Genomic DNA, 21,424 nt, shown 5'->3' on the forward strand with positions numbered 1-21,424 from the left:
AAGCCAACTCTATACACCACACCCGGGTGAGTTGTAATGTCTTGAAGAGTGCGGGTCGGAATCGGATTGCCGAACACCACGCCGGGCACGAGCGGGCGGTTGATCGCCGAGTGGGCGCGGCGCGCCGACGCGGGTCCGTTCGGCACGCTGGGCGTGCTGGACCGGCTGGTCTACGCCAGCGTCGAGCCGTTCAGCGCGTTGTCCGCGGCGGCCGCGGTCACCGAGCGGGTCGGCCTCGCGACGATGATCGCGATCGGGCCGGTGCGGGGCACGGCGATGCTCGCCAAGCAGGCGCAGTCGGTGCAGACGTTGTCGGACGGCCGGTTCACCCTCGGCGTGGCCGTGGGCGCGCGCCGCGACGACTACGAGGCGGCCGGGGTCGAGCACCGCACCCGAGGTGCCGTGTTGTCCGAGCAGCTCGCGCACCTGCGGGCCGAGAACGCGGACGTGCCGATCCTGGTCGGCGGCAACAGCGGGGCCGCGTTCTCCCGGATGGCGCGTTACGCCGACGGGTACGCCCACGGCGGCGGCCCGGCGCGGGCGTTCGCCTCGGCCGCGGCGAAGGCACGCGCGGCCTGGCACGACCTCGGCCGGCCCGGTCGGCCCAAACTGTGGGGCCAGGCCTACTTCGCGCTCGGCGACGCCGACCTCACGGCCAAGGGCGAGGCCTACCTGCTCGACTACTACGCGTTCACCGGGCCGTTCGCGCAGACCGTCGCCGCGGCTAACCTGACCACGCCCCGTGCGGTGAAGGACCTCGTGCGCGGCTACGCCAACGAGGGCTGCGACGAGCTGATCCTGCTGCCCACCGTGTCCTCTGTGGACCAGGTGGACCGGCTCGCCGAGGTGCTGGGCTGATGCGGCCGCTGCGGGTGAGCGTGCTGGGCGCGGGCCCGGCCGGGCTCTACTTGTCGTTGCTGCTCAAGAAGGCGCAGCCGGCGCACGAGATCACCGTGCTGGAGCGCAATCCCGCCGACGCCACCTACGGCTGGGGCGTGGTGTTCTCCGAGGAGACGCTGGGCGCGCTGCGCGACGCCGACCAGGCCAGCTACCTGGAGATCACCGACACGTTCGCGCGCTGGGACGCCATCGACATCCGCTACCGCGACCGCACCCTGCGCTCGCGTGGCCACTCCTTCTCCGCGATCGCCCGCCGCACGCTGCTGGGCATCACGCAGCGCCGGTGCCGTGAGGTCGGCGTGCGCCTGGAGTTCGGCACCGAGGTCACCGATCCGTCCACATTGGATGGTGACCTGGTCGTGGCCGCCGACGGGGTGAACAGCCTCATCCGCCGCGCGCAGGACAAGGTGTTCGGCGGCCGCATCACGCCGCAGGGTTGCAAGTACGTCTGGTACGGCACCGACCTGGTGTTCGACGCGTTCACGTTCCTGTTCAAGGAGACCGAGCACGGCCTGTTCCAGGTGCACGGCTACCCGTTCGACGAGGACACCAGCACGTTCATCGTCGAATGCCCCAGGCACACCTGGGAAAGCGCGGGCCTGGACAAGATGGACGAGGCGCAGAGCATGGCGTTCTGCGCCGACCTCTTCGCCGACGAACTGGGCGGCCACGAGCTCAAGTCCAACAAGTCGCTCTGGCTGGACTTCCCGCGCCTGGTCACCAAGCACTGGCACAGCGCCAACCCGGACGGGAGCCGCACGGTGCTGCTCGGCGACTCGGCACACACCGCGCACTTCACCATCGGCTCGGGCACCAAGCTCGCCATGGAGGACGCGATCGCGCTGGCCGCGGCGGTGGACCGGCACACCGACCTCGGCGCCGCGCTGGTCGACTACGAGCTGGAACGCAAGCCGGTCATCGACCGGTTCCAGCAGGCCGCGGCGAGCAGCGCCGACTACTTCGAACGGGTCAGCAGGCACACCGGGCTCGACCCGCTGCCCTTCGCGTTCAACCTGCTCACCCGCAGCGGCCGGATCGGGCACGCCAGCCTGTCGGTGCGCGACCCGTCGTTCGTGCGGGCGGTCGACTCCTGGTTCGGCACCGCCGGCGAGTCGACCACCGCGGTGTGCCCGCCCCCGCTCTTCACCCCGTTCCGGGTCGGCGAGCTCGTGCTGCGCAACCGGATCGTGCAGGACACCCCCGGTGGCGGCCTGCTGCTGGTGGGTACCGAGCCGGTCACCGAGGACGGCCGGCGCACGCCGTCGGATGGTCTCAAGTGGACAGCGGTGCTGGAGTCCGCGCAGGGCGCGGCGGTCGGCCTGCGGATCGGCCACGCCGGACGCCGCGGCGCCACACGCGAACCCGTGCACGGCGTGGACGTGCCGCTGCCCGCTGAGCAGGCGTGGCCACTGGTCGCCGCATCGCCGATCCCCTACGGCCCGCGGTCGGCCGTGCCGCGCGAACTGGACGCCGAAGGCATGGTCCGCATCCGGGACGCGTTCGTCGCCATGGCCCGCAAGGCCGTCGACTTCGACCTGCTCGAACTCGACATGGCGCACGGGTTCCTGCTCGGCGGGTTCCTCTCGCCGCTGACCAACAAGCGCGCCGACTGCTACGGCGGCGACCTCGACGCCCGGCTCCGTTACCCGCTCGAGGTGCTGCGCGCGGTGCGTGAGGCGTGGTCGAAGCCGTTGTCGGTGCGGTTGAGCGTCACCGACTGGTCGGCCCGCGGCACCACGCCGGACGAGGGCGTGGCCATGGCGCACGCGATGGCGCAGGCGGGCGCGGACCTGATCCACGTCGCCGCCGGGCAGACGGTGCCCGAGGGGATGCCGGACTACCGCCGCGGGTTCCTCACCCCGCTCGCCGACCGGGTGCGCAGCGAGGCCGGCGTGCCGACCATGGTCGGCGGCTACCTGACCACGTTGGACGAGGTGAACACGGTGATCGCCGCCGCCCGCGCCGATCTCTGCGTCCTCGCCCCACCCGACCGCGAGTGGACTACCCCATGACCCCGCGTGTCCCCTCTTCCGACCCGGTGTGTCCCCCCTTCTCACCGGGCGTGTCCCACGTTCCAACCTGGTGTGTCCCCTCTTCCGACCCCGTGTGTCCCTCCTTCCGACAGGGTGTGTCCCACGTTCCGGCACCCCGTGTCCCACGGAACTGGGCGCGGCGATGACCCGCTTCGACGAACTCACCTCACCGGCGGTGGCCGAACTGCGCGACCAGGCCGTCGTCCTGCTGCCGCTGGGTGCGGTCGAGGCGCACGGCCCGCACGGGCCGCTCGGCACGGACACGCTCATCTCCGAAGGCATGTGCCGCCGCGCTGCCGACGCGCTCGCGAACGAACTGCCGGTGCTGGTCATGCCGACCCTCCCCTACGGCGTCACCACCTACGCCGCCGCCTTCCCAGGCACCGTCACCATTTCCGCCGCGGCCCTGCGCGCGATGCTCACCGACATCTGCACCGGCCTGCGCGACCAGGGCCTGCGGCGGATCGTGCTGGTGAACAACCACTTCGAGCCCGAGCACCTGGCCACGGTCCGCGCCGTGGCCGACGAGCTGGGCATCGGGCACCTCGACCTGGTGCGGCGGCGCAACGCGCAGCGGATCGGCGGTGAGTTCGCCACCGGCTCCTGCCACGCCGGGCGCTACGAGACGTCGCTGGTGCTGGCCGACGCACCCGAGCTGGTCGGCGAGCGTGCCGGGCTCCCGGCGGTCACGGTGGACCTGCCCGCGCAGATGTCCGCTGGGCACAAGGACTTCCGGTCCATGGGCATGGCGGACGCCTACTGCGGCGCGCCCGCCGACGCCACGGAGGACGAGGGCGCCGCCACGTTCGCGGTGCTGACCGAGTTGCTGGTCGAGGCGATCCGCGAGGAGGCCACCAAGTGACCGGACCACTCACCCGGGCCGAGCTGCCCGCCGACGTGAACCTCGCGACCTACTTCGTCGACCGCAACGTCACCGAGGGCCGCGGCGACCGGACCGCGCTGGTCTGCGACGGCGCGAGCACCACGTACGCGCAGCTGGCCGTCTTGGTGAACCGCATCGGCAACGTGTTGCGGGAGCTGGGAGTCCGGCCAGGCGACCGGATCCTGATCGCGGCGTCGGACAGCGTGGAATGGGTGGCCACCTGGTACGCCGCGCAGAAGATCGGCGCGGTCACCGCCGAGGTCTACACGTTCCTGCAACCCAAGGACTACGCGTACTTCCTGGACTACGTCGACCCCAAGGTCGTCGTCGTGGACGGCACGACGCTGGCCAACGTGCGCGAAGCGAGCAGCAACCGCAGGCTCCTGGTGCTCGGTGACCACGAACTCGTCGGCGACGACCACTCCTTCGACGCCATGGTCGGTGCCGCGCCGGACACCCTGGACCCGGCGCCGGTCGGCCCGGAGACCGAGGCGGTCTGGAAGTTCACCACCGGCAGCACCGGCGCCCCCAAGGCGTGTGTGCACCCGGCGGGCACGCCGATCGTCAGCTACCACGCCTACGCGCGGGGTGTGCTGGACATCGACGAGAACGACCTCGTGCTGCCGGTTCCCAAGCTGTTCTTCGGTTACGCCCGCGACCTCACCGCGCTGTACCCGTTCGGCGTGGGCGGCGCGGGCATCGTATTCGGTGAGCGCAGCACGCCGGAGCGGCTGTTCGAGCTGATCGCCGCGCACCGGCCGACCATCCTAGTGTCGGTGCCGACGATGATGGCCGCGATGGTCGCGCACCCGAGTGCCGCCGAGCAGGACCTGAGCTGCCTGCGGCTCACCACGTCGGCCGGCGAGGCGTTGCCGGCGGAGTTGCATCGCAAGTGGGACAAGGCGTTCGGGGTGCCGGTGGTGGACGGCATCGGCTCGTCGGAGGCCTACCACATCTACGTCTCGAACCGGCCGGGTCAGGCGCGGCCCGGCACGCTCGGCCGCGTCGTGCCCGGGTACACGGCCCGCGTCGTGGACGACACGGGCGCCGAGCGGCCGGTCGGCGAACTCGGTCCACTCGCCGTCACCGGCCCGACCGTGGCGTTGCGCTACCACGGCGACCCGGAGAAGTCGGCGGCCACCTATCACGGCGACACCGTGCTGAGCAGCGACCTGTTCGAGTGCGACGCCGAGGGCTACCTGAGCTACCGGGGCCGCGCCGACGACCTGCTCAAGGTCGGTGGCATCTGGGTGGCGCCCAGCGAGATCGAGCACTGCCTGATCGGGCACGACGACGTGGTCGACTGCGCGGTGCTCGGGTACGAAGTGGACGGTCTGACCCGGCCCCGCGCGTACGTGGTGGTGCGCGACGGCGCCACGGTGACCCCGAAGGAATTGCAGGACTACGCACGAGCGAAGCTGGCCGGGCACAAGTACCCGCGCGAGGTGGTCTTCGTCGACGAGCTTCCCCGTACCAGCAACGGGAAACTCGACCGCCGGGCGCTTCGCGGACTGGTCTCATGAGGACGGTCGTGATCACCGGCGGCCACGGTGGCATCGGGCGGGCCGTGGCGGCGGCGTTCGCGGGTGACAAAGTACTGGCACCCGGGCGGGACGAGTGCGACGTGACGTCCGAGGAGTCGGTCGCGGCCTACTTCGCCGAGCTCGAAGTCGATGTCCTGGTGAACAACGCCGGGATCTCCTCGAGCGCGCCGCTCGCCCGCACCAGTCTCGCCGATTGGCAAGAACAGATACAGGTCAACGGAACCGGCGCGTTCCTGTGCACGAAAGCGGCGCTGCCCGGCATGCGTTCGCGCGACAGCGGCCGCATCGTCGTCGTCGCGTCCACGGCGGGATTGGTGGGAGCACGCTACACCGCCGCCTACACCGCGTCGAAGCACGCTGCGGTCGGCTTGATGCGCGCCGTGGCCGCCGAGGTAGCCGGAACTGGCGTCACAGCGAACGCGGTGTGCCCGACGTTCGTGCGCACCCCGATGACCCAGCGCTCGATCGACCGGATCGTGTCCACAACGGACCGGAACGTCGCCGAAGCCGAGGCGGCGCTGGCGAAGGTGTCCCCACTGGGCCGGCTGGTCGAGGCGAACGAAGTGGCGTTCGCGGTGAAGTTCCTGGCCGCGCCCGAAGCCGGGGCGATCAACGGGCAGACGCTCGTGTTGGACGGAGGAGGCATTCAGTGAGTCCTTTCAGGGCTTCCGCTGGGATAACCAAGGACTGGGAGCACTTCGGTTTCGAGGTCGCCGACGGCGTCGCCACGGTGACGTTGAACCGGCCGGACAAGCTGAACGCGCTCACCTTCGACGTCTACGCCGACCTGCGCGACCTCGTCACCGAACTGCCGCACCGCGGCGACGCGCGCGTGCTGGTGCTGCGCGGTGAGGGTCGCGGGTTCTGCTCCGGCGGCGACGTCGAGGAGATCATCGGCGAGCTGCAATCCATGGCGCCCAAGGAATTGCTCGAGTTCACCCGGATGACCGGCGCGACCGTGAAGGCCATCCGCGAGTGCCCGCTGCCGGTGATCGCGTCGATCAACGGGATCGCCGCGGGCGCCGGCTCGGTGCTCGCACTGGCGTCGGACTTCCGGTTGCTGGGCGAGAAGGCGGCGTTCGCCTTCCTGTTCACCAAGGTCGGCCTGGCCGGCGCGGACATGGGGTCGGCGTACCTGCTCCCCCGCATCGTCGGCCTCGGCCGGGCGACCGAGCTGCTGATGCTGGGCGACAAGATCAAGGCCGAGCGCGCCGAACGACTGGGCCTGGGAACGCTGGTCGAGGACCTGCCCGCGGCGACCGACGAGCTGGCCAAGCGCCTGGCCAGCGGTCCGGCGCTGGCGTACTCGGCGACGAAGGTGTTGCTGACCCGCGAGCTGGACATGGACCTGGGCGCGTCGATCGAGCTCGAGGCCATCACGCAGGCGTTGCTGATGAAGAGCGACGACCACCAGGAGTTCTACAACGCCTGGACCGCCGGACGCGAGCCGCGCTGGAGTGGTCGATGACGCACGAGATCGTCAACTCGCCGGACCTCGCCGCCCCGGTCGGCTTCTCGCACGCCGTCGTGTCGTCGGGCCGCACGGTCCACCTCGGTGGGCAGACCGCACAGGGCCGCGACGGCGCGATCATCGGCACGACGATGCCGGAGCAGTTCGACGTGGCCGCCGGGAACGTGGTCACTGCGCTGGCCGCGACGGGTGCGACGCCCGACCACCTGGTGTCGTTGATCATCTACGTGACGGACGTGGCCGCGTACAAGGCAGCGCTGCGTGAGCTGGGTGGCTTGTGGCGCAAGCACTTCGGCAAGCACTATCCCGCCGTCGCGCTGCTGGGCGTCCAGGAGTTGTTCGACGCCGAGGCGATGATCGAGCTCGTCGGCACGGCGGTGTTGCCGTGAGGGACGAGCTGATCGCGCTGGCCGCCGCCGGGACCGACGGCGAGATCAACCGCCCGCTCGTGGCCGCGCTCGCTTCGCACGGCCTGCTCGGTCGCGTGTTCGCGGCCGAGGGCGTGTCGGCCCGGACGCTGTGCGAGGTGCGCGAGGAGCTGGCCACGTTCTGCACGGAAGCCGAGACGGCGCTGGCGTTGCAGGGCCTCGGCGGCTACCCGATCGTCTTGTTCGGCAAGCCGGACGTGGCCGCGCAATGGGTGCCGCGCATCGCCTCGGGCGAGGCGGTGGCGGCGTTCGCGTTGACCGAGCCGGACGCGGGCTCGGACGTGGCGTCGCTGTCGTTGCGCGCCGACCGCGTCGACGGCGGCTACCGGCTGACCGGCGAGAAGGCGTACATCTCCAACGCTCCCGGCGCGGACATCCTGTCGGCCTTCGCCCGCACGTCGGACACCGGCGCCAAGGGCATCACGGGGTTCGCGGTGCCCGGCGACAGCCCCGGCCTGTCCGGCGCGCCCATCGAGCTGATCTCCCCGCACCCCATCGGCCGTTTCTTCTTCGACGGCGTGTTCGTGCCGGACTCGCACGTGCTGGGCGAGGTCGACGGCGGCATGGGGGTCGCGATGCGCACGCTCAACCTGTTCCGTCCCAGCGTCGGCGCGTTCGCGGTCGGCATGGCGCAGGCGGCCCTGGACGCGGCGGTCGCGCACGTGGCCGAGCGCCAGGCGTTCGGCAAGCGGCTCAAGGACTTCCAGGGCGTGACCCACCAACTCGCCGACGTGGCCACCGCTGTGCAAGCCGCCCGGCTGCTGGTCCGCGACGCGGCGACCGCGTATGACGAAGGCGCGCACGACGTGGCGTCGAAGGCGGCGATGGCCAAGCTCTTCGCGACCGAGTCCGCGCAGCGAGCGGTGGACGTGGCCGTCCAGGTGCACGGCGCGCGTGCGCTGGAGCGCGGTCACCTGCTCGAACACCTCTACCGCGAGGTGCGCGCGCCGCGGATCTACGAAGGCGCGTCAGAGGTCCAGCGCGAGATCATCGCGCGCGGGTTGTTTCGGGGCCGGGCCTGAGGAGCGGGCCCACGGGCGATCGCGCCACCCGGGCAGCCCGCGGTCGAGCCACTGCACCACCACGTCACGCCAGGGGTTGTACAGGGCCGTCCCCAGCACGCCGGACCACTCGGACTCGGCGGTCTCGTCGTCGATGAACAGCGAGTCCAGGTAGGCATCGAGGTCCGGCGCCAGCTCGACGAACATGTCGTCACGCGAGGAACCGGTCCAGGCAGGCAAGCCGTGCACGAAGGCCACGACGCGGCCGTAGCGCTCGGCGCCGACGTCGAGCATCAGCAGCGAGCCGCAGCCGTCGCGGGCCACCGGGAGCAGCGTCGCCACCGGCAGGTGCACCGCGAGGAAGCTCTCCTGCAGCGAGCGGTATTCGGCACCGAGCCGGTCGGCGGGGATCAGGTCCGGGAAGCTGACCACGTCGCCGGACGGGAGGCGCACGTCGTATTCGACGGTGCCGCCGTTCGCCACCTCGAGCAACTGCCGGTACGGCCGCGGCACGGCCACGCCGATCGCGGCCTCGACGCTCGCCAGCCGGTCCAGGGGCAGGGGTGTGAACGGCCCGAACAGGACCAACTCCCGGTAGTTCCTGGACAGCGGTGGCTGCACCGGTCCAGTTTGTCAGCCGCTCACCCGCGCGCGCAGGACTTCGACGATTTCTGTCGCTCTGACCGATTCGGCGAAGCATTCACCTTGGCCGATGTCCGCCCCGGCGGCGCGCCACCACGCGGTGCGCGCGTCGTCGTCGAGGCCGGGCGCCAGGACCTTGACCCCTTCGCCGCGCACCAACTCCACCAGGCCCAGCATGGCCTTGCCGTAGAGCGAGCCCGCGACGGTCGCCCGGCCGGCGGCGCTCTCGGAGATGGCCACGATGTGCACCGGCAGGTCCTCCAGGCACGCCAGATCACCGCGGGTGCGGCCGAACCCGTTGAGCACCGCGGTGATGCCGAGGTCGACGACCGTGGTCAGGTTGTCCTCCGCGTCACCGTCCTCTGTGCACAGTGCGGCGACCGGCATGCCGATCCGCACCTCGCCCGCGGGCAGGTCGAACTCGGTGATCAGGTCGCGGACGTGGCGCACCAGGTCCGGATCCGCGGCGTGCGCGACGGACAGGTCGAGCGCGAGGGCCGGCGCCGCGTCACCGAGTTCCGCATGCCAGCGAGCGGCGGTCTCGACGGCGATCCGCAGCAGCGCCCGGCCGATCGTCAGCCCGAGCCCGGTGTCCTCGATGATCTCCATGCAACGCGCGTGGCCGAGCATGCCCAGCTCCGGGTGTTCCCAGCGCAGCTCCGCACGCACGGCCACGGTGGTGCCCGTCGCCAGCTCGACCTGCGGGCGGAACCACACGTCCAGCTCGCCGCGCTCCCACGCGCCGGGCACCGTCGCGGCCAGCGTGTAGTGCGCGATCGCCTCGGCGTCCAGCTCGGCGTCGGCGAGACCCCACTGGCAGCGGCCCTTCGCCTTGACCCGGCGCAACGTCACGTCCGCGATCCGCATCAGCTCGGCCGCGTCGACGGCACCGGCACGCCGCTGCACCACGCCGATGGTCGCGGAGGAGGCGACCGCCCGGCCTTCCTCGATGTAGACCGGCTCGGCCAACTGCTCGTTGATCCGCATGGCCAGCTCCTGCACCGGCGGCGCGGTCGGGGTCTGGTGGATGAGGATCGCGAACTCCACACCACCCAGGCGCGCGACCATCGCCTTCTCCTCGGCGACCACCTCGCGCAGCAACCGCGCCACCCGGAGCAGCAGCTTGTCGCCGACCGCGCGGCCGAGGCCGTCGTTGACCGCGGTCACGTTGTCCAGTGCCAGGTGGTACACGGTGAGCACGTCGTCGGCGGGCAACTGCGCCGCCGTGGCCTCGAGCTTGCTGACGAAGTGCTCGCGGTTGGGCAGCCCGGTCAGCGCGTCGTGCAGCACCTGGAAGGACAGCCGGTCCTCGAGCAGGTGCAGATCGGTGATGTCCTCGATCATCGTGACGTGGTAGCGCGGGGTGTCGCGGCGCAACCGGAACAGCGAGACGGACAGGAACGCCCACTTCTCGTCGCCGTCCTTGCCGATCAGCCGGCGCCGCTCGCGGAAGCGCGGCACGTCCGCGCCGGTCAGCTGTTCGTAGCGCTGGCGCAGGTACGTGCGGTCGTCCGGGTGGAAGATGTCGAAGATCGTGGCGGCCGGCGGGTCGGTCGTGCCGTAGCCGAGGATCTCCGCGAGCGCGACGTTGGTGTCGACGAGCTTGCCGTCGAGCTGGCTGATCGCCATGCCGACCGCGGTCGTGGTGAAGACCTCGCGGAACCGCGCGTCGCTGTGCTCCTTGGCGATGGTCAGCGCCCGGACCACGTCCTGCTGCTGGTCGAACAGGCGCTGGCGCGCGCCTTCGGTGAAGCCACCGGCCATCGCGCCGAGGAACGCCACGATCCGCCGGTCGAGCTCGTGGGGCTCGGCGTGATCGGCGAAGTCGTCGAGCACCGGCAGCCCGCGGCCGAGCACCTCCATGCTGGCCTGCAACGTGATCGGCGCGCGGTAGCCCCACGAGATGAGCCGCGCGCCGGTGTCCAGCGCGGCGGCGCGGTCGAAGTCGTCGGCAGAGATCAACCCGACCGCGGCATCGATCAAGTCGTGCAGCGCGGCCACGGTCGCACCGGGTGACGCCGGCACGTATTCGAGCTCGGCCAGCGTGCCGGCCCACTTCCCGGCGAGGTCAGCGCGGTTCACCGTCCGCCGCCTGACAGTCTCATCCGGCCAACATCCGTGAACTCCTGAGGGGCGTTTTCGGTCACTGACAGTGGTCAGTGGTCATCCAAGTCGCTCGATTGTGGCCTACATACTCTGCACCGAGCACGCCCCGACGGCCAGCCCTACGCGCAACCTGAGTCGGCTTTTTCCACACCCGGCTGGGTGGTGCTGATCAATATAGCCGGTTGCGCGAAATCGCGCGCCTACCCCCGCGAATCAATCGGTCGAGGTGATGTGTTCCGGGCGCACCGGAATGCGGGTCAGGGCGCGTCCGGTAGCAGCCCTTATGGCGGCGACGACGGCCGGGGTCGAGGAGATCGTCGGCGGCTCGCCGACGCCACGAAGTCCGTACGGCGCATGGGGATCGGCGAGTTCGAGCACGTCAACGGCCATCGGCGGCATGTCCAAGATCGTCGGGATCAGGTAGTCGGTGAACGACGGGTTGCGCACCACGCCGCCGGAAACCTGAATCTCTTCCATGATTGCCAGGCCGAGGCCCTGCGCAGTTCCGCCGTGGATCTGCCCGAGGACGGCATCTGGATTAATCGCTTTGCCGACATCCTGCGCGCAGGCAAGCTCGACGACCTTGATCAACCCCAGGTCGACGTCCACGTCGACCACCGCCCGGTGCGCGGCCAAGGCGTACTGAACGTGGGCGTTGCCCTGCCCCGTCACCGGATCGAGCGGGTGAGTCGGGCGGTGGCGCCATTCCACGATCCGCTCGATCGACGTAGAGCCCAGCAGTTCACCCAGCTCCACCAGCACGCCGTGCTCCGCGGACGCGATCTTGCCGCCGCTCAGCTCCAGGCCGGCCCGGGCCACGTCCAGGCGTTGCGCGGCCAGGTCGAGCACCGCGTCGCGCACCTGCCGGCACGCCTCGCGCACCGCGCCACCGGTCACATAGCTCTGCCGCGACGCGGAACTCGAGCCCGCACTGCCCACGCTCGTGTCGGCCTGCTCGACGCTGACCTGCGCGACCCCCAGCTCGGTGCGCGCGATCTGGGCCTGCAGGGTCACCAGACCCTGGCCGACCTCGGCCGCGGCGGTGTGCACCGACACGAGTGGTTCACCGTCGACCGCGAGCAAACGCACACGCGCGGTGGAATAGTCGTCAAAACCTTCAGAGAAACCGACGTTTTTGATGCCTATTGCATATCCGACACCGCGCCGCACGCCCTCACCGTGCGTGGTGTTCGAGACGCCGCCGGGCAGGTCGCGCAGGTCGGCCTCGGCCGCGCGCTCGGCGGGCAGCGGCCGGTCCCGGACGAGCTCCAGCAGCCGCGCCGCGGGCGCGGGCGAGTCGACGACCTGACCGGTCGGCATCACGGCGCCCTCATCGATGGCGTTGCGGACCCGCAGCTCCACCGGGTCCATGCCCAAGGCCGCGGCGAGCTTGTCCATCTGTGACTCGTAGCCGAAACACGCTTGCACCGCACCGAATCCGCGCATCGCGCCGCACGGCGGGTTGTTGGTGTAGACGCCGTAGCAGTCGATGCGGACGTTCGGCACCACGTACGGACCGACGCCCAGCGTCGCCGCGTTCCCGGCCACCGCGGCCGTCGTCGAGGCGTACGCGCCGCCGTCGAGCACCATCCGCGTCTTGACGTAGACGAGCTTGCCGTCCTTGGTGGCGCCGTGCTCGTAGCGCAGCCGGGCCGGGTGGCGGTGCACGTGGCCGAAGAACGACTCCTCACGGCCGTAGACGATCTTCACGGGCTTGCCGGTGTACTGCGCGAGCATGCAGGCGTGCACCTGCATCGACAGGTCCTCGCGGGCGCCGAACGCGCCACCCACGCCGGCCAGGTGCAGCCGGATCTTGTCCACCGGCATGCCGAGCGCGACCGCGACCTGCTTCTGGTCGACGTGCAGCCACTGCGTGGCGACGTAGAGGTCGATGCCGCCGTCCTCGGCCGGGACCGCGAGGCCGGACTCCGGACCGAGGAAGGCCTGATCCTGCATGCCGACCTCGTACTCGCCGGTCACCACGACGTCGGCGGTCGCGCTGTCGGGGTCGCCGTGCTGGATCGGCACGTGCCGCACGACATTGCTGCCGTGGTCCGGGTGCAGCACGGTCGCGTCGGGGGCCATGGCGGCCTCCGAGTCGACTACCGGCTCAAGCACCTCGTAGTCGATATCGATCCGGGCGGCGGCGCGCCGCGCGGTCTCGGGGTGGTCGGCGGCGACGATGGCCACCGGTTCCCCTTGGTAGCGCACGACCTCCGCGGCGAGCACCGGCTGGTCGGGGTGCTCCAGGCCGTAGATGTTCTCGCCGGGCACGTCCTCGTGGGTGAGCACGGCCTTGACGCCGGGCAGCTTCAGCGCCTCGGAGATGTCGATCGAGCGGATACGGGCGTAGGGGTGCGGCGTGCGCAACGTGGCGCCCCACAACATGTCCTCGCGCCACAGGTCCGAGGAGTAGGCGAACTCGCCCCGCACCTTGACAACGCCGTCGGGCCGGGTCGGGCTCTCGCCGACGCCACCCGCGACCGTGCCGCTCCGCTGCTCAGTACTCGTCAACGCAACGCCTCCGCTCGAACCAGAAGCCGCCTGCTCGCCTCCCGCAACCGGTGGGCGACGTCCACTTCGGACACCCCGGTGCACTCGTCGTCCTCCACCACGGTGCGCCCGCCGACCAGCAACAGCCGAAGCGCAGGCAGCGGGCCCAGCACCAGCGCCGCGACCGGGTCGGCGATGCCCGCCTGACCGAGCGCGTCCAGCTGCCACACGGCGATGTCGGCCTGCTTGCCGGGCTCGAGCGACCCGAGTTCGTCCTGGCGCCCGAGGCATTCGGCGCCACCCATGGTGGCCATCCGCAGGGCGTCGCGTGCGCTCATCGCGTCGGCGCCACCATGCAACCGAGCGAGGTAGACCGCCTGGCGCATCTCGACCCCGAGCCCACCGTCCTCATTGGACGCGGCGCCGTCCGCGCCGAGGCCGACCGGCGCCTTGGCGTTGCGCAGGTCCGCCACGCGCGCGATGCCCGCACCCAGGCGGGCGTTGGAACTCGGGCAGTGCGCGATGCCGGTGCGGGTCGCGCCGAGCCGGCGCACCGCGTCGTCGGTGAAGTGGATGCCGTGCGCCAGCCACACGTCGTCGCCCAGCCAGCCGAGCTGCTCGGCGTACTCGAGCGGCGTGCAGCCGTACTCGGCCTGGCACTGCTGGTCTTCCTCGACGGTCTCGGCGAGGTGGGTGTGCAGCCGGACCCCCTTGCGGCGGGCCAGGTCCGCGGCGCCAGTCATCAGCTCCTTGCTCACTGAGAACGGCGAGCACGGCCCGACCGCGATCCGCACCCGCGCGTCCGGCGCGGTGTCGTGGTAGCGGTCGATCGCCGTCTCCGTCGCGGCGAGCGCGTCGTCGGTCGACTCCACGACCCGGTCGGGCGGCAGGCCGCCGTGCGACCGGCCGCGGTCCATCGACCCGCGCACCGCGTGCAGCCGCAGGCCCACGGTGGCCGCGCCCGCGATGACCGCGCCGAGCTGGTCGCCGCCGTCGGCCGGGAACAGGTAGTGGTGATCGGCGCAGGTCGTGGCGCCGGTCATGGCCAGGCGGGTCAGCCCGGCGGTGGCCGCGGCGAGGGTGATCTCCTCGTCCAGCCCGTTCCACACCGGGTACAGCGCGGTCAGCCAGTCGAACAGGATGGCGTCCTGCGCGAGACCGCGGCTCGCCCACTGGTAGAGGTGGTGGTGGGTGTTGACCAGGCCAGGGGTGATCAGGCAGTCGCGGCCGTCGATGCGGCGTTCGGCGTCGAGGTCCTCGGGTGCCGGCCCGTCGCCGACCGACTCGATCACGCCGTCGGCGACCACGAGGTGCCCGCTGGCGTACTCGGTCCCGTGCGCGTCGACCGTGGCGATCGCGGCGCCGTCGATCACGATCCTCATTGCCCGCCCCCGGCGGCGGCCGCGGCGGTCCGCACGGCGTCCATGATCTTCTCGTAACCCGTGCAGCGGCACAGGTTCCCGGCCAGCGCCTCGCGGATCTCGGCGTCCGACGGGTTCGGCGTGCGCGCGATCAGGTCGTGCGCGGCGACGATGAGCCCCGGCGTGCAGAACCCGCACTGCACGGCGCCCTCGGCGACGAACGCGGCCTGCACCGGGTCGAGCTTGTCACCGTCGGCGAGGCCTTCGACCGTGCGCACCGAGCGGCCTTCGGTCTGCCCGGCGGCGACCAGGCACGAGCACACCGGCACCCCGTCGAGGTAGACGGTGCACGAACCGCATTCGCCTTGCTCGCACGCGTTCTTGGCCCCGGGCAGGCCCAGGCGTTCCCGCAGCACGTAGAGCAGGCTCTCGCCCTCCCACACGTCGTCCGCGGTGCGCTGCTTGCCGTTGACCTCGACATTGACCCTCACGCGGCCCACCTCCCGGAGCTGTAGTCCTGCCATGCCCACGCCAGGGTCCGCCGGGCGAGCACGGAGAGCGCGTGGCGCCGGTAGTCGGCGGTGCCACGCACGTCGTCGATGGGGCTCGCCGCCGCGCCGACCAGCTGTCCGAACTCGCGCAAGACGTTGTCCGGCAACGGTTTCGGGTCGTTCCAGCGGCCTTCCAGCTCGGCGGCGAGGTAGAGCTGGGCGTCCTCGGCCCGCAACGGCGTCGGGCCGGCCGAGCCGATGCCGGTGCCGACCGAACCGGTCTTCGGGTGCAGCGCGACCCCGAACGAGCACACGGCGATCACCATGGCGTTGCGGGTGCCGACCTTGGCGAACTGCTGCGGTCCGGTCGCCACCGGCACGCGCACGGCGACGATCAGCTCGTCCGGTTCGAGCACCGAACGCTTGGGGCCGGTGAAGAACTCGTGGATGCCCACCGACCGCGAACCGCGCACCGAGGCGAGGTCCACGGTGGCGTTGACCGCGAGCAATGCCGGGTGCGCGTCCCCGGCCGGCGAAGCCGAACCGAGGTTGCCGCCGACGGTGCCGCGATTGCGGATCTGCGGCGAGCCGACGGTGCGCGAGGCCATGGCCAGGCCTGGCGCGATGTCGGCGAAGCGGCGGATGATCGTCGCGTACGGCACGGACGCGCCGAGCACGAGCGTCTCGTCGTCCTCGGTCCACGTGGCCAGCTCAGGGACCTGGTTCAGGTCGAGCAACGCCTTCGGGCGGCGCTTGTCGAAGTTCAGCTCGACCATGACGTCGGTGCCACCGGCGATCGGCACCGCGTCGGGGTTGTCGGCCTTGGCCCGCAAGGCCTCCGCGAGCGTCGTTGGTCGCAGGAAGTCCATCACCACCACGCCAATCCGGCATCCGGCGCGTCCTCGGCGAGGACCGTGCCCTCGATCAGTCCGTACGGCCGGTCGGCCGCGAAGAACACCTCGCCCGGGTTGTCCAGGTCGAACGGCGACAGGTCCACCAGGAAGTGGTGCTTGTTCGGCAACGACAAGCGCACCTCGACCAGCTCGGGACAGTTCCGCAGGACCCGCTCCCCCATGGCGTTCAGGGTCTGCTGCAACGAATAGCTGTAGGTGTCGGCGAACGCCTCGAGCAGGTGCTCGCGCGCCGCCTCGTGCACGGCCGCCCAGTCGCCACTCGGCTCGGCGTGGCGCCACCGCGCGGTGACCGCCGTGGCCAGGATGCGGTCGTGGGTCTCGGGCAGCGTGGTGAAGCGATCCCTGTGGTAGCCGTGGAATTCGGAGTCCGTGGTGTTCATGACGGTCAGGTCGCCGATCCCTGATACCACCCAGGAATTCGTGCCGTCGTAGGTGACGCTCGTCGTGCGCGTGCCCGCGGCCCGGGCGAACGAGTGGTGCGCGGGTTGCCCCTGCACACTCATCCGCTGCCACGTGTACTGCTCGATCTGCACGCGCGCCCGGTGGATTGTCGGTGCGCCGTCCACGAAGTGGCGGGCGAGCCGCAACCCGAAGTCCTCGATCTCGCCGATGCCGTCGCGGGCGAAGGCGAAGACCGCGTTCTTCTGCGAGTCGGTGGGCAGCACCCCGCTGTTGTCGCCGGTCTCGTGGGTGGCGGCGAGGTCGCCCGCGAGCGTCGTGGTCACGTTCAGGTCGGTGATCGCGTGCGTGTCGCCGCGGTCGACCCGCACGATCCTGGTCTCCGCTTTGCCGTACTGGTTGTCGCCCAGCACTGTGCGCATCGGTCAGCTCCCCCGGTAGGTCGAGTATCCGAACGGGCTGATCAGCAACGGCACATGGTGGTGGGTGCCGTCGGCGATCCGGAACGTGACGACGACCTCCGGGTAGAACCCGGTGTCGCCGAGGTAGGCGTGGGTGTCGAAGACCAGCCGGTACACGCCCGGGGTCAGCGGTGGCGCCCAGTCACGCAGCCGGCCGTCGTGGTCGGTGTGCCCGCCGGCCAGCTGCACGCCGTCGAGGGTTTCCAGCCGCACCGCGATCCCGCTGGCGGGCATGCCCTTCGCCGTGTCCAGAACGTGCGTGGAGAGCGTCGCGGTCATGTGATCACCAGCTTGTCGATCCGCAGGGCGACGATGCGGGTCAGCTCGTCGCGGACCACGACGCGTTCGTCCTCGGGCGAGTTGGCCAGGCGCTGGTCGAGCGCGTCGAGGATGTCCTTGGCGGACAGGCCGGTCGCGCAGATGAGGAAGACGTGGCCGAAGCGTTCCTCGTACCGCCGGTTCCGGTCGACGAGGTCGGCTTGGGTCTGCTGGTCCTGCGTCGCCGCACTCGACTGCTCGGCCCGCGACCACGCCGATTCCGTGTCGGCGCCCCCGGCTCGCTCGCCGATGCGCGGGTGGGCGTCGATGGCCTCCCGCACGTCCTCCCACGGGAGGGCGGCGAGGACGGTGTCCGAATGCGCACGCAACTCCGAGCGGTTGCCGTAGGGGCGCAACCGGATGATCTCGTCCAGCCAGCGGCGCGACGCGCAACACGGGCGCAGCCACTCGGCGGCGTCGGCAGCGGTCGCCTGGTTCAGTTGGGTGAGGGTGATGGGCGTGTCGGCCACGTGGTGTTCTGCCTCCTGCCAGACAGCGACCTGCTGTGCAGCCGTCCCAGTAGACCCTGCTGTGCAGCCGTCTCAGTAGACACCGTGCCACCGGTCACGGCCACCGGCAGAACAGACGAATCAACCGAGGTTCAACCGGCCGGGTATTGGAGGATCCTCCAAACGGCGCCGCTGGCCGGAACGTGCCACCCGGCCCGGCTTCGGGAGCCCTCCCGGCGGTACCCGGTTAGCGTCGTCGCCATGCCGAGGCGAGTCACCCAGGTGGGTATTGGTCTGGTCGCGCTGCTGACGGCCGCGTGCACAACCGTGGAGGGAAGGCCGGTCGCCGCCGAGGTCACGACGACCACCGTGGCCCCCGCGACGACAACCACCAGTGCCCCGCCGACGACTACCACTACCACCCCGACCACCGCGCCGATCCCGAAACCCAAGGGGCCCAAGAAGGTCCAGGTGCACGCCGGGTCGAGCCTGCCCATGCGGTCGGCCTACAAGATGGCCTACGTGCAGATCGTGACGATCAGGGGCGGAGAGGTGGCGATCATCGCCGACTGGGCGGCGGGCAGCGGGGGCTCGTTCAGCTGCTACAACGACTGCTCGTTGTCGGCGGGCGACGTCGTGTCGATCAGCGAACTGTCACCCGGGTCGGTCGTCTCGCTGAACAACCTGGTGCTGGTCGTCGACACGGTCAGCGGCTCGCGGGCCCAGGTCACGGTGGGCACCCTGCACTGATCGGCATCCTCGTACAATCCGGGCCGGACCGGATTCGAGGGGAACCCAATGCGACGTGCGGTGATGACCGCTGCGGTACTGGCTTGCGTGCTCGGGCTCGCGGCCTGCAACGACGACGCAGCAGGCGCGGGCAGCCCCACCACCGGGCAACGACAAGCCGGGATGCCGTACACCGGCAACGATCCGTGCGCTTTGCTGAAGCCCGCCGACCTGCCGGAGCTCAACCAGGACAGCCAGATCCAGCCAACGGCCCTCAACGGTTCCACCTGCGCGGGCGACGACTTCATGGTCCAGATCAGCGACGGCGTCGACGGCGGTCTCGGCGACATGCAGGCAACTGGCCCGGGGGCGAAGCCCATACCCGACGTCGGTGGGTACAAGGCGGCCTTGCGCCAGACCACGATCCCGGGGCAGACGAACTGCGGTGTGGTCCTCCAGGTGACCGAGACCCAGCTCGTGCAGGTCTTCGTGACCAAGAGCGACCCGAAGCTCGCGTGCGACACCGCGAACAAGGCCGCCGCGATCGTGGCAGGCCGGCTGCCCAAGTGAGACAGACGGGCCGGTGGCCGTCACCCTCGCGCGAGTGACGGCCACCGGGGCTCTCGTCGGCTACTCGAACGTCTCGCCGTTCTTCGCCTTCTCCACCAGCGACGCCGGCGGCCGGAACTGCTCACCGTACTTGTCGGCCAGCTCATTCGCCCGCCCAACGAAGCCGGGCAGGCCGCCCGGGTACCCGTTGATGTACTGGATCACACCACCAGTCCACGGCGGGAACCCGATGCCGAAGATCGAGCCGATGTTCGCGTCCGGCACGGTGCGCAGCACGCCCTCGTCGAAGCAGCGCACGGTGTCCACCGCCTCGGCGAAGAGCATCCGCTCCTTCATGTCCTCGAACGGGATCTCCGTGGAGCCCGAGTTGAACGCCGAGCGCAGCCCCGGCCAGATGCCGGTGCGCTTGCCGTCCTCGTCGTACTCGTAGAACCCGGCCCCGCTCGAGCGGCCCTTGCGGTCGAACTCGTCGACCATCCGGTCCACAACGGACTCCGAACCGTGCTCCGGCCACTCCTTGCCCGCGGCCAGGATCGCGGCCTTGGTCTCCTTGCGGATCTTCTGCGGCAGCGTCAGGGTCAGCTCGTCCATCAGCTGCAGCGGCGGCGCCGGGTACCCGGCCTGCGCACCCGCCTGCTCGATCGACGCCGGCTCGATGCCCTCGCCGACCATCGCGATCGCCTCGTTGAGGAACGTGCCGATCACCCGGCTGGTGAAGAAACCGCGGCTGTCGTTGACGACGATCGGGGTCTTCTTGATCTGCAGCGTGTAGTCGAACGCCTTGGCCAGCGCCTCGTCGCTGGTCTTCTCGCCGACGACGATCTCCACCAGCGGCATCTTGTCCACCGGCGAGAAGAAGTGCAGACCGATGAAGTCCGCGTCGCGCTTGACGCCGGTCGCGAGGTCCGTGATCGGCAGCGTGGAGGTGTTGGACGCCAGCAGCGCGTCCGGCAGGACCAGGTCCTCGATCTCCTGGAAGACCTTCTTCTTCAGCTCCGGGCTCTCGAACACGGCCTCGATCACCATGTCGACGCCCTCGACGTCCTCGGCCTTGTCGGTCGGGGTGATCCGGGCGAGCACCTCGTCGGCCTTCTCCTGGGTCATCTTGCCCCGGGACACGGCCTTGTCGAGGATCTTCTTCGAGTACGCCTTGCCCTTCTCCGCCGCCTCGAGCGAGACGTCCTTGAGCACGACCTCGATGCCGGCGCGCGCGCTGGAGTACGCGATGCCCGCACCCATCATCCCGGCGCCGAGCACGGCGACCTTCTGCGCGGTGTACTTCTCCGGGCCGTCGGGGCGGCTCTTGCCCTTGTTGATGGCCTGCAGGTCGAAGAAGAACGCCTTGGTCATGTTCTTCGAGACCTGGCCGGTCACCAGCTCGACGAAGTAGCGGCCCTCGACCTGGAACGCGGTGTCGATGTCGACCTGCGCACCTTCGACCGCGGCCGCGAGGATATTGCGCGGGGCCGGCATCGGCGCGCCTTTGAGCTGCTTGCGCAGGTTCGCCGGGAACGCGGGCAGGTTGGCCGCGAACGACGGGTTCGACGGCGTGCCACCGGGGATCTTGTAGCCCTTGACATCCCAGGGCTGCACGGCGTCGGGGTTGGCCTTGATCCACTCCTTGGCCTTCGCCACCAGCTCGTCGGCGTCGGTGACCAGCTCGTCGATCATGCCGAGCTCCAGCGCCTTGGCCGGCTTGTGCCGCTGGCCCTGCAGCAGGATGTTCAGCAGCGCGTTCTGGATGCCGAACTTGCGCACGGTGCGGGTCACGCCACCGCCGCCGGGCAGCAGACCCAGCGTCACCTCGGGCAGGCCGATCTGGCTGCCCTTCGCGTCGAGGGCCACGCGGTGGTGGCAAGCGAGCGCGATCTCGTAGCCGCCACCCAGCGCGGCGCCGTTGATGGCCGCGACCACCGGCCGGCCCAGCTGCTCCAGCCGGCGCAGGTCGGCCTTCATGTTGGTGACGTTCTCCCACACCTTCGGCGCGTCGGCCTTGGTCGCCTTGATCAGCAGGTCGAGGTCGCCGCCGGCGAAGAACGTCTTCTTGGCCGAGGTGACCACCACGCCGGTGATCGAGTCCTTTTCGGACTCCAGGCGCTCGATCGTCTCGTGGAACGACGTGCGGAAGAGGTCGTTCATGGTGTTGGCCGACTGGTTCGGGTCGTCCATCGTCAGGGTGACGATCCCGTCCGCGTCGGTCTCCCAGCGGAACATGTTCTCACTCATCTTTG

20 protein-coding genes are annotated in these 21,424 nt (G+C 70.5%); 10 read left to right on the top strand and 10 right to left on the bottom strand.

Annotated features, from left to right (window positions below):
* Nucleotides 1-48: 48 nt before the first annotated feature.
* From EV186_RS14155 to EV186_RS14190, 8 genes are all read left to right on the top strand, one after another.
* On the top strand, nt 49-858 hold the full coding sequence (locus EV186_RS14155) for an LLM class flavin-dependent oxidoreductase (RefSeq protein WP_133849674.1): 810 nt from the start codon (nt 49-51) through the stop codon (nt 856-858).
* Nucleotides 858-2,912, top strand: coding sequence for an oxidoreductase (locus EV186_RS14160; protein WP_243754032.1), 2,055 nt, complete (start codon nt 858-860; stop codon nt 2,910-2,912). Before EV186_RS14155 ends, EV186_RS14160 begins: the two co-directional genes overlap by 1 nt.
* A 163-nt stretch (nt 2,913-3,075) precedes the next feature.
* A complete protein-coding gene (locus tag EV186_RS14165) occupies nt 3,076-3,795 on the top strand; it encodes a creatininase family protein (protein WP_133849675.1) in 720 nt (239 codons plus the stop codon).
* 23 nt (nt 3,796-3,818) lie between these two features.
* Nucleotides 3,819-5,339 (top strand): benzoate-CoA ligase family protein, encoded by a 1,521-nt coding sequence (locus EV186_RS14170; protein WP_424982813.1) that lies wholly within the window; start codon nt 3,819-3,821, stop codon nt 5,337-5,339.
* Nucleotides 5,336-6,013: an SDR family NAD(P)-dependent oxidoreductase gene (locus EV186_RS14175; RefSeq protein WP_133849676.1), complete on the top strand. Its 678-nt coding sequence runs from the start codon at nt 5,336-5,338 to the stop codon at nt 6,011-6,013. Before EV186_RS14170 ends, EV186_RS14175 begins: the two co-directional genes overlap by 4 nt.
* Nucleotides 6,010-6,828 (top strand): enoyl-CoA hydratase family protein, encoded by an 819-nt coding sequence (locus EV186_RS14180; protein ID WP_133849677.1) that lies wholly within the window; start codon nt 6,010-6,012, stop codon nt 6,826-6,828. The genes EV186_RS14175 and EV186_RS14180 overlap by 4 nt, the downstream gene beginning before the upstream one ends.
* Entirely contained in the window at nt 6,825-7,220 is a 396-nt protein-coding gene (locus EV186_RS14185; RefSeq protein ID WP_133849678.1) for a RidA family protein, read from the top strand. Before EV186_RS14180 ends, EV186_RS14185 begins: the two co-directional genes overlap by 4 nt.
* On the top strand, nt 7,217-8,281 hold the full coding sequence (locus EV186_RS14190) for an acyl-CoA dehydrogenase family protein (RefSeq protein ID WP_133849679.1): 1,065 nt from the start codon (nt 7,217-7,219) through the stop codon (nt 8,279-8,281). Before EV186_RS14185 ends, EV186_RS14190 begins: the two co-directional genes overlap by 4 nt.
* Here EV186_RS14190 and EV186_RS14195 read toward each other — a convergent pair.
* The 9 genes from EV186_RS14195 to uraD all read right to left on the bottom strand — a co-directional run bounded on the left by EV186_RS14195 (nt 8,228) and on the right by uraD (nt 17,915).
* Nucleotides 8,228-8,881 (bottom strand): SMI1/KNR4 family protein, encoded by a 654-nt coding sequence (locus tag EV186_RS14195; RefSeq protein WP_133849680.1) that lies wholly within the window; start codon nt 8,879-8,881, stop codon nt 8,228-8,230. The two genes, EV186_RS14190 and EV186_RS14195, sit on opposite strands and share 54 nt — an antisense overlap.
* Before the next feature lie 12 nt (nt 8,882-8,893).
* Nucleotides 8,894-10,984: an EAL domain-containing protein gene (locus EV186_RS14200; RefSeq protein ID WP_133849681.1), complete on the bottom strand. Its 2,091-nt coding sequence runs from the start codon at nt 10,982-10,984 to the stop codon at nt 8,894-8,896.
* A gap of 237 nt (nt 10,985-11,221) precedes the next feature.
* Nucleotides 11,222-13,522 (bottom strand): xanthine dehydrogenase subunit D, encoded by a 2,301-nt coding sequence (gene pucD / locus EV186_RS14205; protein ID WP_133849682.1) that lies wholly within the window; start codon nt 13,520-13,522, stop codon nt 11,222-11,224.
* Entirely contained in the window at nt 13,519-14,883 is a 1,365-nt protein-coding gene (locus EV186_RS14210) for an 8-oxoguanine deaminase (protein WP_133849683.1), read from the bottom strand. Before EV186_RS14210 ends, pucD begins: the two co-directional genes overlap by 4 nt.
* Entirely contained in the window at nt 14,880-15,353 is a 474-nt protein-coding gene (locus tag EV186_RS14215; protein ID WP_133849684.1) for a (2Fe-2S)-binding protein, read from the bottom strand. The genes EV186_RS14210 and EV186_RS14215 overlap by 4 nt, the downstream gene beginning before the upstream one ends.
* Nucleotides 15,350-16,222, bottom strand: coding sequence for an FAD binding domain-containing protein (locus EV186_RS14220; RefSeq protein ID WP_133849685.1), 873 nt, complete (start codon nt 16,220-16,222; stop codon nt 15,350-15,352). The genes EV186_RS14215 and EV186_RS14220 overlap by 4 nt, the downstream gene beginning before the upstream one ends.
* Nucleotides 16,222-17,088: a factor-independent urate hydroxylase gene (pucL, locus tag EV186_RS14225; protein ID WP_133849686.1), complete on the bottom strand. Its 867-nt coding sequence runs from the start codon at nt 17,086-17,088 to the stop codon at nt 16,222-16,224. The genes EV186_RS14220 and pucL overlap by 1 nt, the downstream gene beginning before the upstream one ends.
* Nucleotides 17,089-17,091: 3 nt before the next feature.
* Nucleotides 17,092-17,406, bottom strand: a complete 315-nt coding sequence (gene uraH, locus EV186_RS14230) for a hydroxyisourate hydrolase (protein WP_133849687.1) — start codon at nt 17,404-17,406, stop codon at nt 17,092-17,094.
* Nucleotides 17,403-17,915, bottom strand: coding sequence for a 2-oxo-4-hydroxy-4-carboxy-5-ureidoimidazoline decarboxylase (gene uraD / locus EV186_RS14235; RefSeq protein WP_243754034.1), 513 nt, complete (start codon nt 17,913-17,915; stop codon nt 17,403-17,405). The genes uraH and uraD overlap by 4 nt, the downstream gene beginning before the upstream one ends.
* Before the next feature lie 240 nt (nt 17,916-18,155).
* Between uraD and EV186_RS14240 the strand changes: the two genes are divergently transcribed.
* Entirely contained in the window at nt 18,156-18,644 is a 489-nt protein-coding gene (locus tag EV186_RS14240) for a hypothetical protein (RefSeq protein WP_133849688.1), read from the top strand.
* A gap of 63 nt (nt 18,645-18,707) precedes the next feature.
* Nucleotides 18,708-19,193, top strand: a complete 486-nt coding sequence (locus EV186_RS14245) for a DUF3558 family protein (protein WP_166659170.1) — start codon at nt 18,708-18,710, stop codon at nt 19,191-19,193.
* Nucleotides 19,194-19,253: 60 nt separating this feature from the next.
* On the opposite strand, the gene EV186_RS14250 is transcribed toward EV186_RS14245, so the two are convergent.
* A complete protein-coding gene (locus EV186_RS14250; protein WP_133849690.1) occupies nt 19,254-21,419 on the bottom strand; it encodes a 3-hydroxyacyl-CoA dehydrogenase NAD-binding domain-containing protein in 2,166 nt (721 codons plus the stop codon).
* Between the last annotated feature and the right edge of the window lie 5 nt (nt 21,420-21,424).

The organism is Labedaea rhizosphaerae (assembly GCF_004362825.1).
In the GTDB taxonomy this organism is placed as follows: Bacteria; Actinomycetota; Actinomycetes; order Mycobacteriales; family Pseudonocardiaceae; genus Labedaea; species Labedaea rhizosphaerae.

Bases quoted from the DNA above. Each gene is read 5' to 3' on its own strand.
- EV186_RS14160 (WP_243754032.1), top strand. From the start codon at position 858: ATGCGGCCGCTGCGGGTGAGCGTGCTGGGCGCGGGCCCGGCCGGGCTC.
- EV186_RS14165 (WP_133849675.1), top strand. From the start codon at position 3,076: ATGACCCGCTTCGACGAACTCACCTCACCGGCGGTGGCCGAACTGCGC.
- EV186_RS14175 (WP_133849676.1), top strand. From the start codon at position 5,336: ATGAGGACGGTCGTGATCACCGGCGGCCACGGTGGCATCGGGCGGGCC.
- EV186_RS14185 (WP_133849678.1), top strand. From the start codon at position 6,825: ATGACGCACGAGATCGTCAACTCGCCGGACCTCGCCGCCCCGGTCGGC.
- EV186_RS14210 (WP_133849683.1), bottom strand. From the start codon at position 14,883: ATGAGGATCGTGATCGACGGCGCCGCGATCGCCACGGTCGACGCGCAC.
- EV186_RS14220 (WP_133849685.1), bottom strand. From the start codon at position 16,222: ATGGACTTCCTGCGACCAACGACGCTCGCGGAGGCCTTGCGGGCCAAG.
- pucL (WP_133849686.1), bottom strand. From the start codon at position 17,088: ATGCGCACAGTGCTGGGCGACAACCAGTACGGCAAAGCGGAGACCAGG.
- uraH (WP_133849687.1), bottom strand. From the start codon at position 17,406: ATGACCGCGACGCTCTCCACGCACGTTCTGGACACGGCGAAGGGCATG.
- EV186_RS14240 (WP_133849688.1), top strand. From the start codon at position 18,156: ATGCCGAGGCGAGTCACCCAGGTGGGTATTGGTCTGGTCGCGCTGCTG.
- EV186_RS14245 (WP_166659170.1), top strand. From the start codon at position 18,708: ATGACCGCTGCGGTACTGGCTTGCGTGCTCGGGCTCGCGGCCTGCAAC.
- EV186_RS14250 (WP_133849690.1), bottom strand. From the start codon at position 21,419: ATGAGTGAGAACATGTTCCGCTGGGAGACCGACGCGGACGGGATCGTC.